The sequence below is a fragment of the Streptococcus equinus ATCC 9812 genome (genome assembly GCF_000187265.1).
Classification (GTDB): Bacteria; Bacillota; Bacilli; order Lactobacillales; family Streptococcaceae; genus Streptococcus; species Streptococcus equinus.
In genome coordinates this window covers 1,020,936-1,043,261 of the sequence record NZ_GL698429.1, presented here as the reverse complement: position 1 = coordinate 1,043,261, position 22,326 = coordinate 1,020,936, and the positions used below count along the sequence as shown (strand labels likewise).

Genomic DNA, 22,326 nt, shown 5'->3' with positions numbered 1-22,326 from the left:
TGACGTCAGTATAACATTTTTCGTAAGGCTTTGAAGCTTCAAATTGACGCTGGATGAGATTATCAGCTTTCTTGCCAATCTCACCCTTGTAAGATGAATACTTACGTTTACGACGAATACGTCCAGCCAAATTCATGCGTTTCATTAAGCGTTGTACTTTTTTGTGGTGGACCAAAAAACCTTAGTTTCTTAGTTCCAAAGTGATGCGACGATAGCCATAGTTTCCTTTGTGCTCATCATAAATCATCCTGATTTTAGCTTTAAGAACCTTGTTTTTATCTACTTGTTTAAGTTGTTTGATGTGGTAATAATAACTCAAACGAGGTAAGGATAGAATCTCTAGTAACATCGCTTGAAGTCTTTTTCGGCTGACGTTCCATCTTACTTGGTCTCCCTCTTGTTTTCTCAACAATAGTGTACCCATTTTTCTTGTATTGCGCTAGCCAATTGGAAAGTGTTCCTATGTTAGGAAGAGCATATTCAAGAGAGACTGATATTTGAGAGTGACCTTCAAAAAGGTCTTGATTGATAATTTCTTGCTTTGGTTCAGGGGAATAGTACCTATTTTTGCTTTTTTTAACAATCTCTACGCCATATCGGTCCATAAGCTTAACCATGCAACGTAGATTTCTAGGATTGACATCATAGGTTTGACCCAGCTGAGGCCAAGACATACCTTGTTTTCTGAGTTGATAGATTTCTAGTTTATCTTCATAAGTTAATTTCATACAAAAAGCACCCCAATCGTTAGATTTTTTGTCTAACTTTTGGGGTGCAGTTCATTTTCTGGAGGTTTTTTATTAATTATTTACGATGACGTTGTTTTCCTGCGTTGCGGTTACTCTTCTTAGGTTTGTTAAGTTTAGCAGTATTTGCAGCTGGTGTAACGTCTTTACGTTGTGATGATTTGTAAGTTTTTGGAGGGTTCTTTTCAAACTCCTCAGCGATTTGTTTACGAAGTTTTGGTTTGATGATAAACATTGTAATCAATTGTTGAATGATTGAGAAGAAACCACCGACTAGCCAGTAAAGAAGAACACTAGCTGGCATGCTCATACCGAAGAAGACCATCATAAGTGGCATGACATACATTGTGCCTTTCATAGCAGCACGTTGTTCTTCAGCAACAGCTTGCATTGACAACCATGATTGGAAGAAGTAAAGGATTGCGATAACAGCTGTAAGTAGCATGCTACGAGTTCCAAGGTCAATACCTAAGAATGTGCTTTCAGCAACACCGTTTGTGTATTGAGCTGCGAAGTACATAGCTGAGAAGAATGGCATTTGAACAAGAAGTGGAAGACATCCCATGCCACCAAGCATATTAATGCCATTTTCTTTTTGGGCTGCCATCAATTCTGTTTGAGCAGCTAATTTTTCTTCTTGAGTTTTTGCATTGCGCATGCGTTCGTTGATTGGTGCAAAGATTGGTTTAAGGTAAGCCATCTTTTCTGATTGGTAGCTTGCTTTCCAAGATTGGTAAAGACCAAGCGGAAGAATAATACAACGAACAATGATTGTTACCAAGATGATTGCTAGACCAAAACCAAGGTCAACGTTGTTAGCAAAGTATTGGATGAGTTTTGCCATTGGTTCCCCAAGCACATGCCAGATAGTACCTGTTGGGTTACCGCTTGAATCTCGGCTAACACAACCACTTAGTAAGAGCAATAAAGATAAGCTAAGTCCTGACAAGAGGACGCGATTTAATTTCTTTTTCAATTGATTTTTTCCTTTTATTATAATACCCTATTATTTTACTGTTTTTTCAGTATTTTCTCAATACGTCTACAGTCTTATTTTTAATTGGCCATTCTGAAGTCTTTATAATCTTCGAAGTTTGCCATATTGACGTCGACATATGTTACTTTTGCCCATTTTGAAGGACCTTTTCGGATTTCTTGGATAAATTTAGCTAATTTAGCAGAGTCATCAGATTGGGCGAGGATTTCAACGGTGCCATCATCATTATTCCAAACACGACCGTATATATCCCCTAATTCAAGGGCGAGTGCGTAAGTTGAGTACCGAAAACCGACGCCTTGAACACGGCCTGAGACAATTAGACGAACTTTTTTCATCTCAATTTCCTCCTATTATGTGTTATGTGCTATAATCTTCTTATGACTATTATAACCTCAAAATCAAATAATCTCATTAAAAAGACTAAAAAATTGTTGAAAAAAAAGTATCGCGAGCAATCATATTTGATTGAAGGCTGGCATCTTTTTGAAGAAGCTGAAAAAGCTAACGCAGAATTTTTGAATATTTTTGTTCTCGAAGACTTTGCTGACCGTGTTGAACACATGTCAAATGTGACTTTTGTGACACCAGAAGTTTTAAAAGAGCTAACAGATTCTAAAACGCCTCAAGGTATTATCGCTGAAGTAGCGATGCCGATTTTGCCGTTAGCAAATTTAAAAGCTGGACGTTACTTGGTTTTAGAAGATGTTCAAGATCCTGGGAATGTTGGAACGATGATTCGTACAGCCGATGCGGCGGGCTTGGATGGTGTCTTGATTTCAGATAAGTCAGCTGATATTTATAATCAAAAAACACTTCGCTCTATGCAAGGTAGTCATTTCCATTTGCCAGTTTGGCGAACAAATGTCTATGAAGCTTGTGAAACTTTGCAAAACCTTGGTGTGCCGATTATTGCAACGACTCTTTCAAAAGACTCTGTTGATTATAAAACTGTAAAACATGATGGCAATTTTGCACTCGTTATGGGAAATGAAGGAAATGGCATTTCTAATAAAATGACAAATCAAGCGGATGTTCTTGCCCACATTATTATGCCAGGGCAGGCTGAGAGCCTTAATGTTGCTGTTGCAACAGGAATTGTTTTGTTCAGTTTAATTTAATGTTTAGCGCTTTCTTTTTTGATATTTTCCAGTTCAATTTTTCAGTCTAATTTAAGCTCTTATGCTATAATTAGGGCGAAAGAAGGTAATCTGTATATGGGAGCATATAAAAAAGACAAAGAGTTTATGGAACTTGTTGGTCATTTGATTGAACACCCCCGTTTTCAAAAGTTAGATAATATAACGCAGCATCACTACTCGACCCGTATGGAGCATTCGATTAACGTTGCTTATACGAGTTATAAGATTGCCAAAAAATTGGGCTGGGATGAAAAGTCTACAGCGCGTGGTGGTCTTTTGCACGATTTTTTCTATTACGATTGGCGTGAAACCAAGTTTAAAAAGGGACATGCTTGGGTTCATCCAAGAATTGCCGTTCGTAATGCTAGAAAATTAACAAACTTGAATAAACGAGAAGAAGACATTATTTTAAAGCATATGTGGGGAGCAACGATTGCACCTCCACGTTATAAAGAAGGTTACATTGTGACGATGGTGGATAAATATTGGGCTATTAAAGAAGCCATGACACCACTTCGTCAACGTTTTGGTAAGAAAAGACGTTATAGTCGTAAGGTTTTACCAAGTAACCATCGTTAATAGAATTGTTATGTAGGAGGATTTTTTTGTGAATCAAAATGATGTGATTTATACGCAGACTGATAGTGGTCTTAATCGATTTTTTGCAAAAATCTATGGTTTAGTTGGTATGGGAATTGGCTTGTCAGCCTTTGTATCATTTTTGATGCTTTATGTATTTACTGACAACATGATTAACATCATTACTAATCAACCATTTGTTTATTATGGAGCTATTTTCTTAGAGCTTGCTTTGGTTTTCTTAGCTAGCAATGCAGCTCGTAAAAACACGCTATCAGCTTTGCCTTTGTTTTTATTTTACTCTGCTCTGAATGGCTTTACGCTTAGTTTTGTCATTGTGGCATATACACAAACGACAGTTTTACAAGCTTTTGTTTCATCAGCTCTAGTTTTTGGAGTCATGTCAGTGCTTGGGTTTGTTATTAAAAAAGACTTGTCTGGTTTTGCAAAAGCAGCTATAGCTGCTTTGATTGGTATTATTATTGCAAGTTTTGTTAACATGTTTATTGGTTCAGGCATGATGAGCTTTGTGATTAGCATTATATCTGTTTTAATCTTTTCTGGTTTGATTGCTTATGATAACCAGATGATTAAGCATGTTTATCAACATACAGGTGGAAATGTTGGTGATGGCTGGGCAATCTCAATGGCTTTGAGTTTATACCTTGACTTTATCAACTTATTCTTGAATTTACTTCGTTTATTTGGAAGTGATGACTAAAAGACTAGCGTAGCGATTGCTATGCTAGTTTTTTGTACTTTTTGCAAAAGCATATTGGTGAAATATTATCTTTGTGTTATAATAATCCTAATATTTTGAAAATTCAAGGAGTTAGCTATGAAGACACCATTTATTTCAGCCAAAGAGCTCGAAAAAATTACGACTAAATTTCCAACGCCTTTTCATCTTTATGATGAAAAAGGTATTCGTGAAAAAGCTCGCGCCTTAAATAAGGCGTTTTCTTGGAACAAGGGGTTCAAGGAATACTTTGCTGTTAAGGCTACGCCGACTCCTGCAATTTTGAAGATTCTTCAAGAGGAAAACTGTGGTGTGGATTGTGCGACAGAAGTAGAGCTGTTGATGAGTCACAAACTTGGTTTTACTGATATCATGTTTTCATCAAACGATACGCCTGCGCGTGAGTTCCAGTATGCAAAAGAAATCGGTGCGACGATTAATCTTGATGCTTATGAGCACATTGCTTTCTTAAAAGAGGTTGCGGGTCTTCCTGAGACCGTTTCTCTTCGTTATAATCCAGGTGGTGTTTTCTCGCTTGGAACTGATATTATGGATAATCCTGAAGAGTCAAAATTTGGGATGACAAAGGCTCAATTGATTCAAGGATTTAAAGATTTGAAAGCAGAAGGTGTGAAATACTTTGGAATCCATTCATTTCTTGCGTCAAATACCGTAACAAATGATTATTATCCTGAACTTGCTCGTCAGTTATTTGAATTAGCTGTTGAAGTCAAAGAGAAAACGGGTGTGTCAGTTAGCTTCATTAACCTTTCTGGTGGTGTTGGGGTGAACTATCGTCCTGAGCAAAAAGCAAATGATATTGCTGTGATTGGCGAAGGTGTTCATCGTGTTTTTGATGAGGTTCTGGTACCAGCTGGTTTAGGAAATGTCAAAATCTTTACCGAACTTGGTCGCTTTATGTTGGCTCCGCATGGTCTTCTGGTGACAAAAGTTCGTCACCGTAAAGAAACTTATCGCACTTATATTGGAGTAGATGCATCAGCAGTGAATTTGATGCGTCCAGCGATGTATGACGCTTATCATCACATTACTAACATGACTAATCCAAATGGAAAACTTGAGGTGGTCGATGTGGTGGGTTCCCTTTGTGAAAATAATGATAAATTTGCTAAGCAGCGTGAACTGCCACAGGCGCGTGTGGGTGATATGCTTGTCATTCATGATACAGGTGCTCACGGTTTTTCAATGGGCTATCAGTACAATGGTCGTCTTCGTTCAGCTGAGATTCTTTACCAAGAAGATGGCAGTGCAAGATTAATTCGTCGTGCAGAGACACCAGAGGATTATTTTGCAACCATTAAAGGGTTTGATTTTGATTAACAATTGAAAAAATGGTTGGCTAGGTGTTTTCTATAGACCTAAGCTATCTGCTTTTTATATTTTGGAAAAAGCTTTCAAGAATTTGTAAACTCTTACCATTTCTGCTATAATGAATGGTGTAAAAAACTTAGGAGATATATTCATGACAACAGTTCTTTGGATTTTGTTAGTTTTGGTTGCTTTATTTGGTGGCCTTGTTGGTGGCGTTTTTATTGCGCGTAAACAGTTTGAAAAGGAAATCGGTGAACACCCACGTTTGACCCCTGATGCGATCCGTGAAATGATGAGCCAAATGGGTCAAAAGCCTAGTGAAGCTAAAATTCAACAAACTTACCGTAACATCATCAAACAATCTAAAGCAGCTGCAGCAAAAGCTAAAAAATAATATTTTTGCTTTGGTTTGAAAAGCGCTAAAGGCTTGTGACTTTTATATGGTAAGATTTTTTGAAGTTAGAAAAAAGTCAGTCTTTAACTATTTTTTCGAGCACAGAGCTCAGAAATGAATGACTCAGTTGGCTCACCAACTGAGTTTTTGTTTGTTATAAGTCCTTGTTTAGAAAGAAGATATAAAATTTGGATAATAGACCGATTGGTTTTTTAGATTCTGGAGTTGGTGGGTTGACAGTTGTACATGAATTGATGCGTCAGCTACCACACGAAGAAATTGTATATATTGGAGACTCTGCACGAGCTCCGTATGGTCCTAGACCTGCTGAACAAATCAGAGAATACACTTGGGAACTTGTTAATTTCTTGTTGACAAAAAATGTTAAGATGATTGTCTTCGCTTGTAATACAGCGACAGCAGTTGCTTGGAAAGAAGTCAAAGAAAAGCTTGATATTCCAGTTCTCGGTGTAATTTTACCAGGTTCTAGTGCTGCCATAAAATCAACACGTAATGGCAAGATTGGTGTCATTGGAACACCAATGACAATCAATTCAGAAGTTTATCCTGAAAAGATTAAATCTTTGTCACCGAAAATGGAAGTTAGTGGGCTAGCTTGTCCTAAGTTCGTTCCAATTGTTGAATCAAATGAAATGACTTCGAGTGTTGCAAAAAAAGTTGTTTACGAAAGTTTAGCACCGCTTGTTGGTAAAGTCGATACATTGGTACTTGGTTGTACGCACTATCCATTGCTTCGACCAATCATTCAAAATGTGATGGGACCAGATGTCAAATTAATCGATAGTGGTGCTGAATGTATTCGCGATGTATCAGTGTTGTTAAATTACTTTGAAATTAATCACAATCGTACAGAAGATGTGACAAATCATCATTTTTACACCACAGCAAGCAGTCAAAGTTTTAAAAAAATTGCTGTTAATTGGCTAAAAACTGACATTGATGTGCAACATGTTGATTTGGAAAACTTGAGCAAATAGAAATGAGATGGTAATAAATGACTGGTAAAATTTACGAGTATAAAGATAAAGAAAATTGGTTCCTTGGCGAGTGGGGTGGCTTCAATGCCATTTCAGGACTTGGAAATGTTAGTGATGATGCGCTTTTTGAATTGAGTCAAAAAGTTGCAAAATTGGTTGCTAAAAAATGCTGTGGCAATTGCCATGGTGACTGTCACAAAGATGATTTTAACGGCTACAATGTTACGGTTGTTAAAAAATCGTCTGATTTTCAGTTAATTCGTTTTGTTGTTGGCATGATCAACGAAGAGACTGACCATAAACTTGAAGTGCAACAACGTGCAGGCGCAGTTGTGGTTACTGAAGGTGAGCAGTTGCTTTTTGTACACTTGCCAGAAGACGGTGTTAATGCGATAGCATTTTTCGGAAAATCATCTGACAATGCCTTTGGTGATACGATTTTAATTGCTACACGCAACGAGGGCAAAACAAAAGAATTCCGCAAAATGTTTGACCAACTTGGTATTAAAGTTGAAAATTTGAATAATCACCCAGAATTGCCAGAAGTTGAAGAAACTGGCATGACATTTGAAGAAAATGCTCGTTTGAAAGCTGAAACTATTTCAAAATTAACAGGTAAAATGGTTTTAGCTGATGATTCTGGCTTGAAAGTTGATGTTCTTGGTGGACTTCCAGGTGTTTGGTCTGCACGTTTTTCAGGCCCAGATGCAACAGACGAATCAAACAATGCTAAGTTACTTCATGAGTTGGCAATGGTATTTGATATGAAAGATCGTTCAGCTCAATTCCACACAACTCTTGTAGTGGCTGCGCCAGATAAAGAAAGTTTGGTTGTCGAAGCTGACTGGCCAGGTTACATTGCTATGGAAGCAAAAGGTGACAATGGTTTTGGTTATGACCCACTATTTTTAGTTGGTGAAACAGGTCGTCACGCTGCTGAATTGACAGCAGATGAAAAAAATGAAATCTCACATCGCGGGTTGGCTGTTAAGAAATTAATGGAGGCATTCCCAGTATGGAAAGCAGAACAATAATTGTAATGAGTGATTCTCACGGAGATCGTGAGATTATTAATGATATCAAGCAACGTTATCAAGGTGACGTTGATGCTATTTTTCACAATGGTGATTCTGAGTTACCTAGTTCAGATCCGATTTGGGATGGTATCAAAGTTGTGCGTGGCAATTGTGATTATGATAGTGGGTATCCTGATCGATTGACAACTTATCTTGATGATGTTGTCATTGCTCAAACACACGGACATATTTATAATATTAATTTTACATGGGATAGATTAGATTTATTTGCTCAGGAACAGGATGCAGATATCTGTCTTTATGGTCACTTACACCGAGCAGCAGCTTGGCGAAATGGTAAAACTGTTTTTATTAATCCTGGTAGTGTTCTTCAACCACGTGGCGAAGTAAATGAAAAACTTTATGCTAAAGTGACTATCACAGATGACAGTATCAAGGTTGACTTTTATACGCGAGCTCATAAACTCTACCCAGCACTCTCAAAGGAATTTGATAGATGATAGCAAAAGAATTTGAAGCTTTTCTTCTCAGCCATTTGGATAATTTTTTGATTCCAGCAGAAGAGTTAGCGATTTTTATTGATACGCATAGTCCAAATCATGCGATGTTGTTGCTAGTTAACAACGGTTACTCACGTGTACCTGTTATCACTAAAGATAAAAAGTACGTGGGAACTATTAGCATCGCTGATATCATGTCTTATCAATCTGAGAATCAATTAACAGATTGGGAATTGGCACAAACTGATATTGGTAAAATGGTCAATACTAAATTGGCAACAATTAGTGACACTTCAAGTCTCACAGATGTTATGCATCTTTTGGTTGATTACCCATTTTTACCAGTTTTAGATAAAGATAGTCATTTCTTAGGCATTATTACTCGAAAATCGATTTTAAAAGCTGTTAATAGTCTTTTACACGATTTCACTGATTTTTATACGATTACTCCAAAAGATGATTGATTTTATCCAAGAATTTATTGATAGTAAGTCCCTTTCTGAGAATTCCAAAAATGCTTATTTTTATGATTTGCAGCAATTTGTTGAAACAGTTGATGGCAAGGTTAGCAAGGAAAAGCTAGCGCTTTATGAACAATCGCTGGAGGTCTTAAAAACCTCTGCTAAGAAACGAAAAATTTCAGCGGTAAATCAGTTTTTATATTATTTGTACGAGACTGAACGTTTGGATCATTTTTACAAATTACGCAATAAAGAGAAATTGTCTGTAAAACCTGTTGAGGAAGACTTGCTTGACTACTCTGTTTTTTATCAAGAAAGTCCTTATATAACAGGGCAGTTAATTGCTCTTTTGATGATTGAACTTGGTCTATCGTCAAATGATATTCAACAGTTAAAGGTTGCAGATGTTGATATGATATTTGCAGTTTTACGTGTGCAAAAGGCTGGTTTGGTCAGAGTACTTGAAATTCCTAAGAACTTGTTAGAGTACATTACTGCTATGATTTCAGAAAATCAGATTTATCTTTTTGATAAGCAGGGTAAACCTTATTCAAGACAGTGGTTTTTCAATCAGCTAAAAGCATTTTTGGCTTCATTAGGTCTGGAAAAATTGTCTGCGCAGGATATGCGTCACCAATATGTCTTACATCAAAAGGCAGCAGGAAAATCATTATTAGAAGTTAGTCGCAATTTAGGACTTAAAAGTCCAGTGACTTTAGAGAAATTTTATAACTAATGGATATTAAATTAAAAGATTTTGAAGGGCCTCTGGATCTGCTTTTACACTTGGTTTCTAAATATCAAATGGATATTTATGATGTTCCGATTGTGGAAGTTATTGAGCAGTATTTGGCTTATATTTCAACTTTGCAAGCTATAAAACTTGAAGTAGCTGGTGAATATATGGTTATGGCAAGTCAGCTCATGTTGATAAAAAGTCGTAAGTTGTTGCCAAAGATTGTTGAAGCAGAACCTGAAGAAAATGACCCTGAACAAGAATTATTGACTCAAATCGAAGAATATCGTCGATTTAAGGCAATTAGTGAAGAAATGTCAGCTCAACACGATGAGCGTGCTAAGTTTTATTCAAAACCAAAACAAGAATTAATCTTTGAAGATGCGGTGCTTGTTCATGATAAAACAATCATGGACTTGTTCTTATCGTTTTCACACGTCATGGCTGAAAAACAAAGAGAACTAAAAAATAGTCATACGGTTGTTGAACGTGATGATTATCGCATTGAAGATATGATGACGGTCATTACAGAGCGTCTATCTCAGTCTAAAAAGCTTGTTTTGAACCGTGTATTTAAAGAATGTCAATCACTTCCAGAGATGATTACCATGTTCTTAGCAACTTTGGAATTGATTAAGGTACATGAAGTTGAGGTTGAACAAGTAGAGAATTTTGGGGATATTGTTTTGCGAAGTGTTAGCTAGAGAATCACTTGCAGCGCTTAGCTAATGACATTTAGGAAAGGAACTTATATGAACTATTTAGCTCAGATTGAAGCACTTCTTTTTGTTGCAGGTGAGGAAGGCTTGAGCTTAAGACATTTGGCTCGTATGGTTAATTTAACGCCGACAGCACTCCAGCAACAATTAGAAAAGCTAGCTAAAAAATACGAATCAGATGAAACATCAAGTCTTTGTCTAATTGAGACAGCGGGTTGCTACAAAATTGTGACCAAAGAGATTTTTGCGGATTTGTTGCGCGATTTTGCCAAGGCTCCTGTCAATCAAAGCTTGTCACGTGCGAGTTTAGAAGTGTTATCAATCATTGCTTACAAACAACCTATCACGCGTATTGAAGTTGATGATATCCGTGGGGTTAATTCAAGTAGTGCTATCAGTAAGTTGATGGCTTTGGGATTGATTCGTGAAGCTGGTAAAAAAGAGGTTATTGGTCGACCAAATCTTTATGCTACAACAGATTATTTCCTTGATTTCATGGGAATTAATGATTTGAGTGAGCTTATTGATGTTTCAAATATTGAATTGGTTGATGAAGAAATGACACTTTTTGATCAAGCTGATTTTTCTGAAGAAGCAGCAGAACTCGCTAAAAATGATGAAATGGTGTAAAATAGCAAAAAGCAGTTAAAGGAAAGAAAATGAGAATTAATAAATACATTGCCCACGCAGGGATTGCCAGTCGCCGAAAAGCAGAAGAGTTGATTAAAAAAGGTTTAGTCTCTATCAATGGTAAAGTAGTTACAGAACTTGCTACAACTGTTAAATCTGGTGATATTGTTGAAGTTGAGGGAACACCGATTTATAACGAAGAAAAAGTTTATTACCTTCTTAATAAACCTCGTGGGGTGATTTCAAGTGTGTCAGATGATAAAGGACGTAAGACAGTTGTTGACTTACTACCAAATGTTACTGAACGTATTTACCCTGTAGGACGTTTGGACTGGGATACAACAGGACTTTTGATTTTGACAAACGACGGTGATTTCACAGATGAAATGATTCATCCACGTAATGAAATCGACAAAGTCTATCTAGCTCGTGTTAAAGGAATTGCGACAAAAGAAAATCTTCGTCCATTAACACGTGGTGTTGTAATTGATGGCAAGAAGACAAAACCTGCACGTTACAACATTATCAAAGTTGACCCTGAAAAGAATCGTTCAGTTGTTGAGTTAACTATCCATGAAGGACGCAATCACCAAGTTAAGAAAATGTTTGAGTCAGTTGGACTTTTGGTTGACAAATTGTCACGTACAAACTTCGGAACATTAGACTTATCAGGACTGCGTCCAGGTGAATCACGTCGTCTAAGTAAAAAAGAAATCAGCCAATTGCATAACTTGGCTGTGAACAAACAAAAATGATGAAGAAAATTCTTATTGCACTTGTAAGATGGTATCAAAAACGTATTTCACCAATGACACCACCGTCGTGTCGTTATCATCCAACGTGTTCAAATTACATGATTGAGGCTATTGAAAAGCACGGTATAAAAGGTGTTCTCATGGGGATAGCACGGATTTTACGCTGTCATCCTTTGGTTGAAGGTGGCGATGATCCGGTGCCTGATTATTTTACACTTCGACGCAATAAAGATTTTCGTAAGAAAAAAGAGGAGAGCTAAAGCTTTCCTCTTTTTGTATGTTAATATTTTGACCAAGTTTTTGGAATGAATAGCAATAACATTGGATAGATTTCCAAGCGTCCAGCAATCATAGCAAATGACATGAGTACTTTTGAAAATGGACTGAAGATGGCAAAGGTATCGCCAGTTCCAAGCATTGGTCCGATGTTGTTAAAGGTAGAAGAAGCTGCACTGATGGCAACTAAGAAGTTATTATTATCCAGTGATAGCAACAAAGTCAATCCTAAAAGTAAGAAAACATAGATTGCTAGATACTTAAGAACCCCGTGCTGAGTTTCTTTATCAAGTGGTTGTTCGTTAATATGAATGGTCATAATACGATTTGGGTAAAGCGTTGAAAGAATTTGATTTTTTGAAATCTTTGCTAGGATAAGCGCACGCATTACCTTTATACCACCTGCGGTTGAACCTGCTGATCCCCCGATAAACATGAGAAATAGCAGAATCACTTGAGAAAATAGTGGCCAGACAGTTAAGTCTGTCACACCAAATCCTGTTGTAGTGATGACGTTTGCTACTTCAAATAATGTATTTTCAAATGCTTTTCCAGCACTTGGATAAAGTCCACTGACATTTAGCCAAATCAAGGCAGTTGCGGCAATGACAATTCCAATGTAAGTTCTTAATTCTTCATCTTTAAAGAATGCTTTAAATTTACGAAGGAGCAAGAAGTAGTACAAGTTAAAGTTAATCCCAAACAGAAGAACTGCAATTGAGACGATGTTTGTAATGAGCGAGCTGTTGTAGTGAGCAATTGAGTCATTATAAACACCAAAACCACCTGTACCAGCACAGCCCATTGCTGTGATGACACTATCAAATGCAGGCATGCCAGCTAGCATCAAGATGACCACAAGAATGACAAACATGCTTAGATAGATAATATAGAGAATCTGAGCAGTTTTTTTTAATTTTGAAACCACTTTACCAAAAACTGGTCCAGGAACTTCAGCTCGCATAACTTCTAAGTGACTGTTTTTACTGTTTTCCATGATGGCTAGCGCAAAGACCAATACTCCCATACCACCGATAAGGTGGGCAAAACTTCGCCAGAAAAGAAGTGAGTGTGAAAGCACAGCAACATCAGGGAGAATCGTTGCCCCAGTTGTAGTAAATCCAGATACCATTTCAAAGAAAGCGTCGATGATACTTGGAATTTGTCCAGATAAAACAAATGGCAAAGCACCAAAGAATGACCAGAGTATCCAACAGAGTGCAACAATTAAGAGACCTTCTTTTGTGTAGACATGATAATTTTTAGGTTTGAAGGCAGCGCCAAGAAGTCCTAAAATAACAAGAATACCGATTGTTGCTCCGAGACTGATAATGACGTGAAAATCTTCTTTGTAGATAAAAGCGACAATCACAGGAACCAACATCAACGATGCTTCAATCAAGAGTAGTTTTGAAAGGAGGTAACGAACCATACTTTTATTCATAACTTACCTCGCTAACAAATCGTAGATGCGCGTGATGTTTTTTAAGAAAGTCACAACGACAATCTTATCACCGACTTCAAAGACATCCTCACCAGTTGGATAAATGGTTCTACCGTTACGGATGATGGCAGCGATAAGAATATTTTCTTTAAATTTAAGAGAAGATAAGCTCTTACCTGCCATTTTGTTATTTTCACGAATTTCAAATTGCAGCGTTTCGATACGACCATTTGCGACGTGGTGCATGGCATCAAGGTTTGAGTCTTGGGCATTTACACGACCACGAATGAAGTGCATCATGCTATCAACGGCAATACTTTTTGGTGTGATGATACTTGAGAATTGACTTGGGTCGATAATTTCAAGCAAACTTGTGCGGTTAACTTTAGTGATATTTTTTGGAACACCAAGCGTTTCAAGGAACATTGATGTGATGATGTTTTCTTCATCCACACCAGTCAAAGTAGCTACTGCATCAAAGTTTTCAACACATTCTTCCAAAAGTACACTCTTAGCTGTACCATCTCCTTGTACTACGTGGACATTAGGAAATTCTTGACTGAACATTTCTGCTTGTTCTGGATTATTTTCAATAATCTTAAGATTAATTTTGGTATTTTTAAGAATATTGAGCAGATAGTAAGCGATACGTCCAGCACCAATAATCATCATATTTTTGATGTATTTTGGTTTCATAGAATTGTGGAAGAGAATCATATCGATTCGATTTCCTGTGACAAAGATTTTATCGCCTGTTTGCAAAGTGGCATCGCCATCAGGAATGATTAGTTTGCCACGGCGTTCAATCGCACAGATAACAAGATTTCCAAATTTCTTACGGAATTGGCTAAGACTCATGTGGCAAAGCTTACTGCCGTCAGAAATCATAAATTCCATCAGCATCACGCGACCATTGACAAAGTGTTCGACAGAAAGAGCATTTGGAAAATCAACTGAGTTGGCGATATAACGCGCTGTAAGCAACTCTGGGTTGACAACCAAAGAAAATCCAAGGAAATTTTTGTCCTTGAAGTAAGAGTTAGAGTATTCTGGGTTACGAACACGAACGACCGTTTCTTTAGCCCCCATTTGTTTAGCTAGAACGGCTGAAATCATATTGACTTCGTCTTTGTCAGTCAGTGCAATAAAGATATCACAATTAGCAACATCTGCTTGCTCAAGAATTTTGAAATTAGCTCCATTACCGACAATCCCCATAATATCATGGCGCTTAGTAATATTTTTTAAAACAGCTTCTTTTTCTTCGATTAAGACAACGTCATGTTTTTCTTCAACAAGTGAGCGACAAAGTGCGGTACCAACCTTACCTCCGCCGACAACAATTATTTTCATTTTAACCTCCAAAATGTAACGTATATATATTACTCTATTTTTCTTAAAAATACTAGCCGTATCAACTGATAATAAAGGATTTTGACTATTATATCAAAGCTGACATTGATTGTTAAAATTAGGTTACAAATTAGGAAAATGCTTGCGAAATGCAAATGAGAGAACTATAATGAGTCGTTATCTAATTTTAGGGAGAAATTTCAATGCTTGAAAAGTTACGAAATGTTTTTATTGGAAATCCCCTGGAATCAGCTGGCGAGACTAATGAGGATCATTTGTTATCTAAATCTCAGGCTCTTGCTATGCTATCCAGCGATGCCCTTTCCTCAATTGCTTACGGTCCAGAGCAAGTTATTCTGGTTTTGACAACTATTTCAGCAGCAGCGATTTGGTGGTCACTTCCTATCGGACTTTTAGTTTTGGTACTGTTAGCAAGTTTGACAATTTCTTATCAACAAGTTATTCACGCTTACCCTAAAGGTGGCGGTGCCTACATGGTTTCTACTGAAAATTTATCACCAAGTATGGGATTAATTGCCGGTGGTAGCTTGTTGGTTGATTACATGTTGACGGTAGCAGTTTCAGTATCATCTGGTGCGGATGCTATTACATCAGCTTTTCCAGCAATTAAACACTTTAATTTAGAGATTTCAATTGTGCTGGTTTTGATTTTGATGTTTATGAATTTGCGTGGTTTGCGTGAATCAGCTAAGTCCTTGATGATTCCAGTTTATCTGTTCATTGTAAGTATCCTGTTCTTGATTGCTTACGGTGCTTTTCAGATTTTGACAGGGCACCTAGCCTACACAGCGACTGCACATGTTGGTAAAGTCGTGCCAGGAGTTTCATTGATTCTTCTCCTTCGAGCATTTACAAGTGGTTCAGCGTCATTGACTGGGGTTGAAGCTATTTCAAATGCGGTGCCATTTTTCAAGAAACCTAAAGAAAAGAATGCAGCTGGTACACTTGCCATTATGTCACTTATTTTGGGAATAATGTTTGCGGGTATCACTTTCTTGAACTACTGGTTAGGTATTTTGCCGTCTGAACACGTAACAGTTCTTGCTCAAATCGCACAACGTATTTTTGGCAATTCACCAATTGGAAACACACTTTTCTACATTTTCCAATTATCAACAGCTTTAATCTTGGCAGTTGCTGCCAATACAGGTTTTTCAGCCTTTCCAATGTTGTCCTTTAACATGGCTAAAAATAAATACATGCCACACCTTTTCATGGAAAAAGGAGCACGACTTGGTTATTCAAATGGTATTATCACCTTAGCTGTTGGTGCCATTGCTTTGCTTTGCATTTTCAATGGGTCAACAGAACGTCTTATCCCGCTTTATACGATTGGTGTGTTTATTCCATTTGCGCTGTCACAGACAGGGATGGTTATTCACTGGAAACGTCAATTTGGACAAGGTTACCTCAAACATTCTATTGCTAACATTTTAGGAGCTATTATTTGTTATCTTATTATTTTGATTTTGTTAGTCTTTAGAATCGGTGAAATTTGGCCATTCTTCCCAATTATCCTTGTTTTAATGTTTCTTTTCCACTCAATCAAAAATCATTATAACAACGTTGCCATGCAGCTTCGTTTGACAGATGATGTTAAAAATATTCATTACGATGGTAATACGGTTTTGATTTTGGTTGGTAATTTGACTCAAGCAAGTATTCGTGCTATCAATTACGCTAAGAGCATTGGTCAAACAGTTGTTGCCATGCACGTTTCAACACTAGAAACACGCGAGAAAGATTTGGAAGTTGAGCGAGAGTTCAAACATTATTTCCCAGATGTTACTTTTGTAAACGTCGAGTCAAACTATCGTGACATCGTCAAACCAACTATGATGTTCGTGCAAAAGATGAATCATGAAGCTAAGAAAAATAATCACACTATGACAGTTATTATTCCAAAATTCATTCCTAAACACAGCTGGCAAAATGCTCTTCACAATCAAATGAGCTTACGCCTTCGCGCACGTCTACGTTGGAACGAAGATATTATTATTGCAACTTACTCTTATCATTTGAAAAAATAATAGAATTTTTAAAGCCTTGATTTTCAGGGCTTTTTTGAATGTTATAAAAGAAAAGGCTTACAAAGAAATTGTTTCAAAAAACTTGAAAAAAGCCTTAAAAAACCTAACAAATTCACGTCAAATACGTTGACTTTGCATGTTAAAGTGTTATAATAATCAATAAGAATTCGTTAGTTTAAATCAAACCTGTTATGATTTAAGTTAATGAGTCGCCGCCAACCACGCTGTTTGCTGAGCTTGACTCCGGGCAGTGTGGTTTATTTTTATGTCAAAAAATGGAAAGGGAAGAGTTATGAATATCGAAGAACTCGATTACCAAGAAGAAGCTACAAAAGCTGTCAATCATGTTGTTCTTTTTCAACCACAAATTCCACAAAATACAGGAAATATTGCTAGAACCTGTGCAGCGACAAATACACCATTACACATTATTCGTCCGATGGGATTTCCAATCGATGACCGCAAAATGAAGCGTGCAGGTCTAGATTATTGGGATAAACTTGACGTGACGTTTTATGATAGCATTGAAGAGTTTATGGAAAAATGTGACGGTCAAGTTCACTTGATTAGTAAGTTTGCAGAAAAAGTTTACTCAGATGAAAATTACAACGATGGTAAATACCATTATTTCCTTTTCGGACGTGAGGATAAAGGACTACCTGAAGCATTCATGCGTGAAAATCCAGAAAAAGCCCTTCGCATTCCGATGAATGATGAACACGTTCGTAGTTTAAACTTATCAAATACCGTTTGTATGATTGTTTACGAAGCGCTTCGTCAGCAAGCATTCCCAAATTTGGAACTAAGCCATACTTACGAACACGATAAACTAAAATAAAGCAGTCCAAAGGACTGCTTTTGACGTATAAAAGATCAAAATAAAGGGAGAATTGGCATAAAATCAAGCTTTTTGAGATGAAATCGTTGCAGTGCTAAACTTTTTTTGATATTCTAAGAATGTCTTCAGGGCAGGGTGAGATTCCCGACCGGCGGTGTTGCCTCTCGTTCTCTTACCAAACAGCTTAGTTTGGTAAGGGAACGAGAGCAATTTAAAAGTCCGCGAGCTGCTTTGCAGTTGATCTGGTGAGATTCCAGAACCGACAGTATAGTCTGGATGGGAGAAGACCAAGAGTTGTGATTACTTTTAGTGAACTCATATACTCGAACGCCTTCTTTCAATTTGAGAAAATTGGAGGAACTTTTTTATGCCTGAAACTATGACTAATACGCGCAAAATAGCTCACATTGCAATCTTGTCGACGCTTTCATTTTTGCTGATGTATTTGCAATTTCCATTGATTCCATCAGCTAGCTTCTTGCAATTTGATTTTTCAATTTTGCCAGTTCTGATTGGGCTTATTATGATTGATTTGCAGAGCGCACTTGGTATTTTGATTTTGCGTACATTATTAAAACTTATGCTAAATAACGGTGGCGTAACGACTTTGATTGGTATGCCGATGAATGTGGTAGCCTTAGGTGTTTTCCTACTAGCGATTGCTTTTATCTGGAAACGTAAACCAAGTTTAAGAAATTACGTCTTGGCTTCAATTGTCGGGACAGTCGGATTGACGCTTGCAATGTTAGTTTTGAACTATGTTTACGCTGTGCCGTTTTATGCAAAATTTGCTAATTTTGACATTTCAACTATTTTAGGTTTGGGAAATTATTTATTTGCAATGGTTGTTCCATTTAACTTGATTGAAGGCATTATTTTTTCAGTTGCTTTCTTCATTTTGTGGAACTGCTTAAAACCAATTTTAAAAGAATAGATAGAAAAGTTAGGAATTTTCCTAGCTTTTTTTGCTGCCACAGAATTGCCACAGATTTTGAAGGATATAGCTGGGATAAAAAATTCAACTAAGGTATAATAAGGTGAGGATAATTTTTTGAAAGGGATTAACATGAAACATAAACAAACTTATTTTACAATTGCCTCAACTATTCTTGTGATTTTTATGATGTTGGGCTACGTTGTAAAATTTTACCCCGATGTTGTTTCAGGTATTGATTCAGCGATTCAGACAAGTGTGCGTGGTGAACTACCTAAACACTTGACAACTTTCTTTAAGCTGATGACGAATTTTGGTCATGAATTTTTAGTTTTTGTTTATACATTTGTGATTGCTGCGGTGTTTTATTTCTGGAAAAACTGGAAAACGGAAGCTATTTTCTTATCAGGAAATTTGCTTTTGATGGGTGTTTTCTCAACTATCTTCAAGTACCTTTATGCTCGCCCAAGACCACTTTTAGAGTATTTGGTTAAGAAGCCAATGGGTCCATCTTTTCCAAGTTGGCACTCAGCGTCAAGCATGCTTGTAGCACTTAGCTTGATTATTATTATTGAGCAACATCTTAGCAAAACTTTTGTGAAACGTTGTTTGCAAGTTCTTCTTTTAGTTATTGCCATTACAACAGCTATTTCACGTATTTATCTTGGTGTGCACTACCCAACAGATATTTTGGGCGGTTGGTTGTTAGCAGTTGCTATCGTTGCTGTAGTTTACCCTATTTACGACCAAAAACGTTTTGAATGGCGTTTTCAAGGAAAACAAGACTAATCATCAAAAGGCGACCAAAGAGGTCGTCTTTTTAAGGTGACTAGATTTTGTCTGAGAACTAGAAAGTGTTATATGTTAACGTAGAAATATAAATTCTTCATTTAAAAGCGTTTTGAACTACTTTTTATAATTGTAGTAGAGAAACTAACCAAAAATTAACCAAGCAACATATTTTTAATCAATTAGGTATAGAATAAAGTGCATTAGTTTTTTACTAGTGCATTTTACTGTATATTAAAGAAATTTTGCTGTTTTGAGAAAGTTATAATGTTAATATTAGGGACTATTGGTGATGTTTTAAAATATTGATTTTATTATGTTTTAGTCAAAGTACAAATATATAAAATATTATCATTTTATAAGGATTTAATCAGCCAAAAATCAGTTTTATTACTTTTCAGGGCTGGTATTTCTACCTGCTGAATATCTGTAATTATTTTCATATTTTTTTTGAGCAAAATACTTGATAATTATATATATAATTTAAGAGATTGTTAATAATCATTTTAATTATTATTAAATAAATTGGACATATCTAAATATTTTAGATATAATAACGAAGTATACTGACAAGAATGGAAAAGGGGGTTACCATGAGTAGAGCAGAGCAGAGTAGAGCAGAGCAGAGTAGAGCAGGGCAGGGCAGAGCAGGGCAGAGCAGAGCAGAGCAGATAGTCTATCTCTTGTTTTTTGAGTGCAATTATATATTGAAAGATAGTTTTTTTAGTGTATTTAATTTTTTAAGTATACTAAAAAAACTATTTTTTGTAGTTTTAATTTATAGTGTCATGATATTAGTATAAGAGGGGAGTGAAATATTTGTTAATGCTGATGGTAATTATATTAATAAATGGAGGGGGGTAAAATATGTTTTACTATTTATATGGGAATTGATAATAAATTTTAGGAATTTTTGATATTTTTCTTAGTAAAAATATCAGTACTTACTATTATGATGCATAATGGAATTAGTAGATAAAAGAAGATGCAAGAGAAAACATTTATAATTTAAGAATTGAAAAACATAAATTTGTTTTATAGGGAGAAAAAATTATGAAAAAAATACTTTCACGTTATAAATTTTTTATAGGACTTTGTACACTTTTTACCATAATAGGATTGATTGGAACTAGTTCTGACTTGGTCTCTGCTGAAGAAGTAAAGTTAGTAGATGTTACTATTACTAATTTTAGAATTGAGAATATTAAGCATGAAAAGCCTGCTTCTATTAATTATGGAGAAAGTTTTTATCTAGCAATGGATTGGGATGCAAGTGCAGCTGGAGTTGATATCCATGCAGGAGACTATTTTGATGTTACTTTACCTAGTAATATGTGGTTTCCTTCCGATACTTCCGCACGTAACTTTGAGTTAAAAAATCAAGAAGGTGTAGTAATCGGACAAGCCACGGTTAATCCAGGTTTAAAAGATATTGGTGGTTCTATTCACGTTATTTTTACAGATGCAGTAGAAAATAAGTATAACGTTAAAGGAACAATGTATCTGGCATCAAAAGTTGATAAAGAACAAACGCAAATAGGGCAAGATAATTCCTTTAGTATTACTGTTAATGGGCAAGTGATCACAACTGAAATTAAGATTACCGGTCCAACCTTGGTTGGAGATGAGATTTTAGCAAAATTTAGTTCGGGAAATATAACTCAACCTGAAAAAGCTGATTGGAGTGCTCGAATTAATACAAGTGGAAAAAATCTTCACCAAGTTGTCATTTCTGATACTTTAGGAAATCCTGAAATGACTTTCTTAAAAGATAGTTTTATACTTCAAAGGGGTAAGTATAATGAGTATGGGCGGTTTAGTCAGGTGCTAGAAACAATTCGTGGTGAAACATTAATAGAACAAGGAAAACTTAAAATTGCTGAAGATGGTAATTCCTTTATCCTTACATTAGGTGACATTACTGATGGATATTATTTAGTTTATAGTTCCACTTATATACCTGGTACAAAACTTACTAATAAAATAACTTTGACTTCTACTGATGAAAGCAAAGAATGTTGGAGCAATTACGTTGGTGCCGAATCAGGAGGAACAGGTTCTGGTGATTTAGCGAGTAAAATTAAGATTACTAAAGTAGATGCTGATGACAATGTGACACCACTTGCTAACGCAGTCTTTGAAGTCACTACTCCTGACGGAAATACATTCAATCTAACTACAGGAGCTGATGGTACTGTAACATCTGGTGTTCTAAAACAAGGAACTTATAAAGTTAAGGAAGTAAAAGCCCCAACAGGATATGAGCTAAATGAGGATACGTTTACTTTAGAAGTAACACCAACAGGTGGAGCATTACAGACAGTTAAAGATACTCCAATTAAGCGTAGTATCAAGGTAGATAAAAAATGGATTGGTAAGGAAGGCGGACCGGTTGAAGTAATTTTGAAAGCTGACGGTACAGAAGTTCAAAGAGCTAGCCTAGATGTAGCTGGTAACTGGACACATACTTTTGATAACTTACGTGAATATAATGCAAATGGTCAAAAGATTAACTATACCGTCGAAGAAGTAAGCTTACCAAATTATGATAGTGCTGTTAGTGGTGATATGGATAAAGGCTTTGTTATTACCAATACTAACAATGAAAAAGTATCTATCTCAGGAACTAAGACGTGGAATGACAACAACAACCAAGACGGTGTTCGTCCAGATAAAATCACGATTAACCTTCTAGCTAACGATAATAAAGTAGATTCAAAAGAAGTCACAGCAAATGATAACTGGGCATATAGCTTTGATAATCTAGCTAAATATGATGATAAAGGTAAAGAAATTACGTATACAGTAACAGAAAATCCTGTTGATGATTATACTAGTGAGCAAAAAGGTAATGACTTTACTAATACACATACACC

General features: G+C 36.3%; 24 protein-coding genes, 1 pseudogene and 1 riboswitch. Of the genes and pseudogenes, 20 read left to right on the top strand and 5 right to left on the bottom strand.

Annotated features, from left to right (window positions below; all coding sequences use genetic code 11):
- From HMPREF0819_RS09375 to HMPREF0819_RS04995, 3 genes and pseudogenes are all read right to left on the bottom strand, one after another.
- Positions 1-728: pseudogene (locus HMPREF0819_RS09375) on the bottom strand (IS3 family transposase); the annotation flags it as partial.
- A 76-nt stretch (positions 729-804) separates the two neighbouring features.
- Entirely contained in the window at positions 805-1,722 is a 918-nt protein-coding gene (yidC, locus tag HMPREF0819_RS05000; protein WP_004233027.1) for a membrane protein insertase YidC, read from the bottom strand.
- An 80-nt stretch (positions 1,723-1,802) separates the two neighbouring features.
- Positions 1,803-2,081 carry an acylphosphatase gene (locus tag HMPREF0819_RS04995; protein WP_004233026.1) on the bottom strand — a complete coding sequence of 93 codons (279 nt, stop codon included), beginning with the start codon at positions 2,079-2,081 and terminating at the stop codon, positions 1,803-1,805.
- Positions 2,082-2,123: 42 nt separating this feature from the next.
- Here HMPREF0819_RS04995 and HMPREF0819_RS04990 point away from each other — a divergent pair, with 42 nt between their 5' ends.
- The 14 genes from HMPREF0819_RS04990 (at position 2,124) to yidD (ending at position 12,025) form a co-directional block, all read left to right on the top strand.
- A complete protein-coding gene (locus HMPREF0819_RS04990) occupies positions 2,124-2,864 on the top strand; it encodes a TrmH family RNA methyltransferase (RefSeq protein ID WP_004233024.1) in 741 nt (246 codons plus the stop codon).
- A 96-nt stretch (positions 2,865-2,960) separates the two neighbouring features.
- A complete protein-coding gene (locus HMPREF0819_RS04985; protein WP_004233023.1) occupies positions 2,961-3,464 on the top strand; it encodes an HD domain-containing protein in 504 nt (167 codons plus the stop codon).
- Positions 3,465-3,492: 28 nt separating this feature from the next.
- Entirely contained in the window at positions 3,493-4,185 is a 693-nt protein-coding gene (locus tag HMPREF0819_RS04980) for a Bax inhibitor-1/YccA family protein (RefSeq protein ID WP_004233022.1), read from the top strand.
- A 117-nt stretch (positions 4,186-4,302) separates the two neighbouring features.
- Positions 4,303-5,544 (top strand): diaminopimelate decarboxylase, encoded by a 1,242-nt coding sequence (locus HMPREF0819_RS04975; RefSeq protein WP_004233021.1) that lies wholly within the window; start codon positions 4,303-4,305, stop codon positions 5,542-5,544.
- A gap of 142 nt (positions 5,545-5,686) precedes the next feature.
- Positions 5,687-5,929, top strand: coding sequence for a YneF family protein (locus HMPREF0819_RS04970; RefSeq protein WP_044023347.1), 243 nt, complete (start codon positions 5,687-5,689; stop codon positions 5,927-5,929).
- 188 nt (positions 5,930-6,117) lie between these two features.
- Complete coding sequence (racE, locus tag HMPREF0819_RS04965; protein ID WP_004233016.1) at positions 6,118-6,927, top strand: glutamate racemase; 810 nt, start codon at positions 6,118-6,120, stop codon at positions 6,925-6,927.
- A 17-nt stretch (positions 6,928-6,944) separates the two neighbouring features.
- A complete protein-coding gene (locus tag HMPREF0819_RS04960; protein ID WP_004233015.1) occupies positions 6,945-7,961 on the top strand; it encodes a nucleoside-triphosphate diphosphatase in 1,017 nt (338 codons plus the stop codon).
- Complete coding sequence (locus tag HMPREF0819_RS04955) at positions 7,943-8,464, top strand: metallophosphoesterase (protein WP_004233014.1); 522 nt, start codon at positions 7,943-7,945, stop codon at positions 8,462-8,464. The genes HMPREF0819_RS04960 and HMPREF0819_RS04955 overlap by 19 nt, the downstream gene beginning before the upstream one ends.
- Positions 8,461-8,928, top strand: a complete 468-nt coding sequence (cbpB, locus tag HMPREF0819_RS04950) for a cyclic-di-AMP-binding protein CbpB (protein WP_004233013.1) — start codon at positions 8,461-8,463, stop codon at positions 8,926-8,928. Before HMPREF0819_RS04955 ends, cbpB begins: the two co-directional genes overlap by 4 nt.
- Complete coding sequence (xerD, locus tag HMPREF0819_RS04945) at positions 8,921-9,661, top strand: site-specific tyrosine recombinase XerD (RefSeq protein ID WP_004233012.1); 741 nt, start codon at positions 8,921-8,923, stop codon at positions 9,659-9,661. The genes cbpB and xerD overlap by 8 nt, the downstream gene beginning before the upstream one ends.
- Positions 9,661-10,365, top strand: coding sequence for a segregation/condensation protein A (locus HMPREF0819_RS04940; RefSeq protein ID WP_004233011.1), 705 nt, complete (start codon positions 9,661-9,663; stop codon positions 10,363-10,365). Before xerD ends, HMPREF0819_RS04940 begins: the two co-directional genes overlap by 1 nt.
- A 48-nt stretch (positions 10,366-10,413) precedes the next feature.
- On the top strand, positions 10,414-11,010 hold the full coding sequence (gene scpB / locus HMPREF0819_RS04935; protein WP_044023346.1) for an SMC-Scp complex subunit ScpB: 597 nt from the start codon (positions 10,414-10,416) through the stop codon (positions 11,008-11,010).
- A 29-nt stretch (positions 11,011-11,039) separates the two neighbouring features.
- Positions 11,040-11,765 carry a pseudouridine synthase gene (locus tag HMPREF0819_RS04930; RefSeq protein ID WP_004233008.1) on the top strand — a complete coding sequence of 242 codons (726 nt, stop codon included), beginning with the start codon at positions 11,040-11,042 and terminating at the stop codon, positions 11,763-11,765.
- Positions 11,765-12,025, top strand: a complete 261-nt coding sequence (yidD, locus tag HMPREF0819_RS04925; RefSeq protein ID WP_024343645.1) for a membrane protein insertion efficiency factor YidD — start codon at positions 11,765-11,767, stop codon at positions 12,023-12,025. Before HMPREF0819_RS04930 ends, yidD begins: the two co-directional genes overlap by 1 nt.
- Before the next feature lie 20 nt (positions 12,026-12,045).
- On the opposite strand, the gene HMPREF0819_RS04920 is transcribed toward yidD, so the two are convergent.
- Both HMPREF0819_RS04920 and trkA read right to left on the bottom strand, forming a co-directional pair.
- Positions 12,046-13,485 carry a TrkH family potassium uptake protein gene (locus HMPREF0819_RS04920; RefSeq protein ID WP_004233005.1) on the bottom strand — a complete coding sequence of 480 codons (1,440 nt, stop codon included), beginning with the start codon at positions 13,483-13,485 and terminating at the stop codon, positions 12,046-12,048.
- Positions 13,486-13,488: 3 nt separating this feature from the next.
- Positions 13,489-14,838 (bottom strand): Trk system potassium transporter TrkA, encoded by a 1,350-nt coding sequence (gene trkA / locus HMPREF0819_RS04915; protein WP_004233004.1) that lies wholly within the window; start codon positions 14,836-14,838, stop codon positions 13,489-13,491.
- 203 nt (positions 14,839-15,041) lie between these two features.
- Between trkA and HMPREF0819_RS04910 the strand changes: the two genes are divergently transcribed.
- The 6 genes from HMPREF0819_RS04910 to HMPREF0819_RS09065 all read left to right on the top strand — a co-directional run.
- The gene (locus tag HMPREF0819_RS04910) at positions 15,042-16,889 is read left to right on the top strand and encodes an APC family permease (protein WP_004233002.1); all 1,848 of its coding nucleotides are present in this window, start codon (positions 15,042-15,044) and stop codon (positions 16,887-16,889) included.
- Between the two features lie 292 nt (positions 16,890-17,181).
- The gene (locus tag HMPREF0819_RS04905; RefSeq protein ID WP_044023345.1) at positions 17,182-17,727 is read left to right on the top strand and encodes a tRNA (cytidine(34)-2'-O)-methyltransferase; all 546 of its coding nucleotides are present in this window, start codon (positions 17,182-17,184) and stop codon (positions 17,725-17,727) included.
- 117 nt (positions 17,728-17,844) lie between these two features.
- A riboswitch (FMN riboswitch) is annotated at positions 17,845-18,019 on the top strand.
- Between the two features lie 75 nt (positions 18,020-18,094).
- Entirely contained in the window at positions 18,095-18,661 is a 567-nt protein-coding gene (locus HMPREF0819_RS04900; RefSeq protein WP_004232997.1) for an ECF transporter S component, read from the top strand.
- Positions 18,662-18,793: 132 nt separating this feature from the next.
- Positions 18,794-19,450, top strand: a complete 657-nt coding sequence (locus HMPREF0819_RS04895; protein ID WP_004232996.1) for a phosphatase PAP2 family protein — start codon at positions 18,794-18,796, stop codon at positions 19,448-19,450.
- 593 nt (positions 19,451-20,043) lie between these two features.
- On the top strand, positions 20,044-20,253 hold the full coding sequence (locus HMPREF0819_RS04890) for a hypothetical protein (protein ID WP_044023344.1): 210 nt from the start codon (positions 20,044-20,046) through the stop codon (positions 20,251-20,253).
- A 250-nt stretch (positions 20,254-20,503) separates the two neighbouring features.
- The coding region (locus tag HMPREF0819_RS09065; protein WP_004232994.1) for a Cna B-type domain-containing protein at positions 20,504-22,326 on the top strand (1,823 nt) is incomplete at its 3' end.

Coding starts and splice junctions, on each gene's coding strand:
- xerD (WP_004233012.1), top strand. CDS start 8,921: ATGATTGATTTTATCCAAGAATTTATTGATAGTAAGTCCCTTTCTGAG.
- HMPREF0819_RS04975 (WP_004233021.1), top strand. CDS start 4,303: ATGAAGACACCATTTATTTCAGCCAAAGAGCTCGAAAAAATTACGACT.
- HMPREF0819_RS04995 (WP_004233026.1), bottom strand. CDS start 2,081: ATGAAAAAAGTTCGTCTAATTGTCTCAGGCCGTGTTCAAGGCGTCGGT.
- HMPREF0819_RS04970 (WP_044023347.1), top strand. CDS start 5,687: ATGACAACAGTTCTTTGGATTTTGTTAGTTTTGGTTGCTTTATTTGGT.
- HMPREF0819_RS04930 (WP_004233008.1), top strand. CDS start 11,040: ATGAGAATTAATAAATACATTGCCCACGCAGGGATTGCCAGTCGCCGA.
- HMPREF0819_RS04985 (WP_004233023.1), top strand. CDS start 2,961: ATGGGAGCATATAAAAAAGACAAAGAGTTTATGGAACTTGTTGGTCAT.
- HMPREF0819_RS04920 (WP_004233005.1), bottom strand. CDS start 13,485: ATGAATAAAAGTATGGTTCGTTACCTCCTTTCAAAACTACTCTTGATT.
- HMPREF0819_RS04910 (WP_004233002.1), top strand. CDS start 15,042: ATGCTTGAAAAGTTACGAAATGTTTTTATTGGAAATCCCCTGGAATCA.
- HMPREF0819_RS04900 (WP_004232997.1), top strand. CDS start 18,095: ATGCCTGAAACTATGACTAATACGCGCAAAATAGCTCACATTGCAATC.
- HMPREF0819_RS04905 (WP_044023345.1), top strand. CDS start 17,182: ATGAATATCGAAGAACTCGATTACCAAGAAGAAGCTACAAAAGCTGTC.
- HMPREF0819_RS04960 (WP_004233015.1), top strand. CDS start 6,945: ATGACTGGTAAAATTTACGAGTATAAAGATAAAGAAAATTGGTTCCTT.
- trkA (WP_004233004.1), bottom strand. CDS start 14,838: ATGAAAATAATTGTTGTCGGCGGAGGTAAGGTTGGTACCGCACTTTGT.
- HMPREF0819_RS04955 (WP_004233014.1), top strand. CDS start 7,943: ATGGAAAGCAGAACAATAATTGTAATGAGTGATTCTCACGGAGATCGT.
- HMPREF0819_RS04895 (WP_004232996.1), top strand. CDS start 18,794: ATGAAACATAAACAAACTTATTTTACAATTGCCTCAACTATTCTTGTG.
- HMPREF0819_RS04890 (WP_044023344.1), top strand. CDS start 20,044: ATGAGTAGAGCAGAGCAGAGTAGAGCAGAGCAGAGTAGAGCAGGGCAG.
- scpB (WP_044023346.1), top strand. CDS start 10,414: ATGAACTATTTAGCTCAGATTGAAGCACTTCTTTTTGTTGCAGGTGAG.
- cbpB (WP_004233013.1), top strand. CDS start 8,461: ATGATAGCAAAAGAATTTGAAGCTTTTCTTCTCAGCCATTTGGATAAT.
- HMPREF0819_RS04940 (WP_004233011.1), top strand. CDS start 9,661: ATGGATATTAAATTAAAAGATTTTGAAGGGCCTCTGGATCTGCTTTTA.
- yidD (WP_024343645.1), top strand. CDS start 11,765: ATGAAGAAAATTCTTATTGCACTTGTAAGATGGTATCAAAAACGTATT.
- HMPREF0819_RS04990 (WP_004233024.1), top strand. CDS start 2,124: ATGACTATTATAACCTCAAAATCAAATAATCTCATTAAAAAGACTAAA.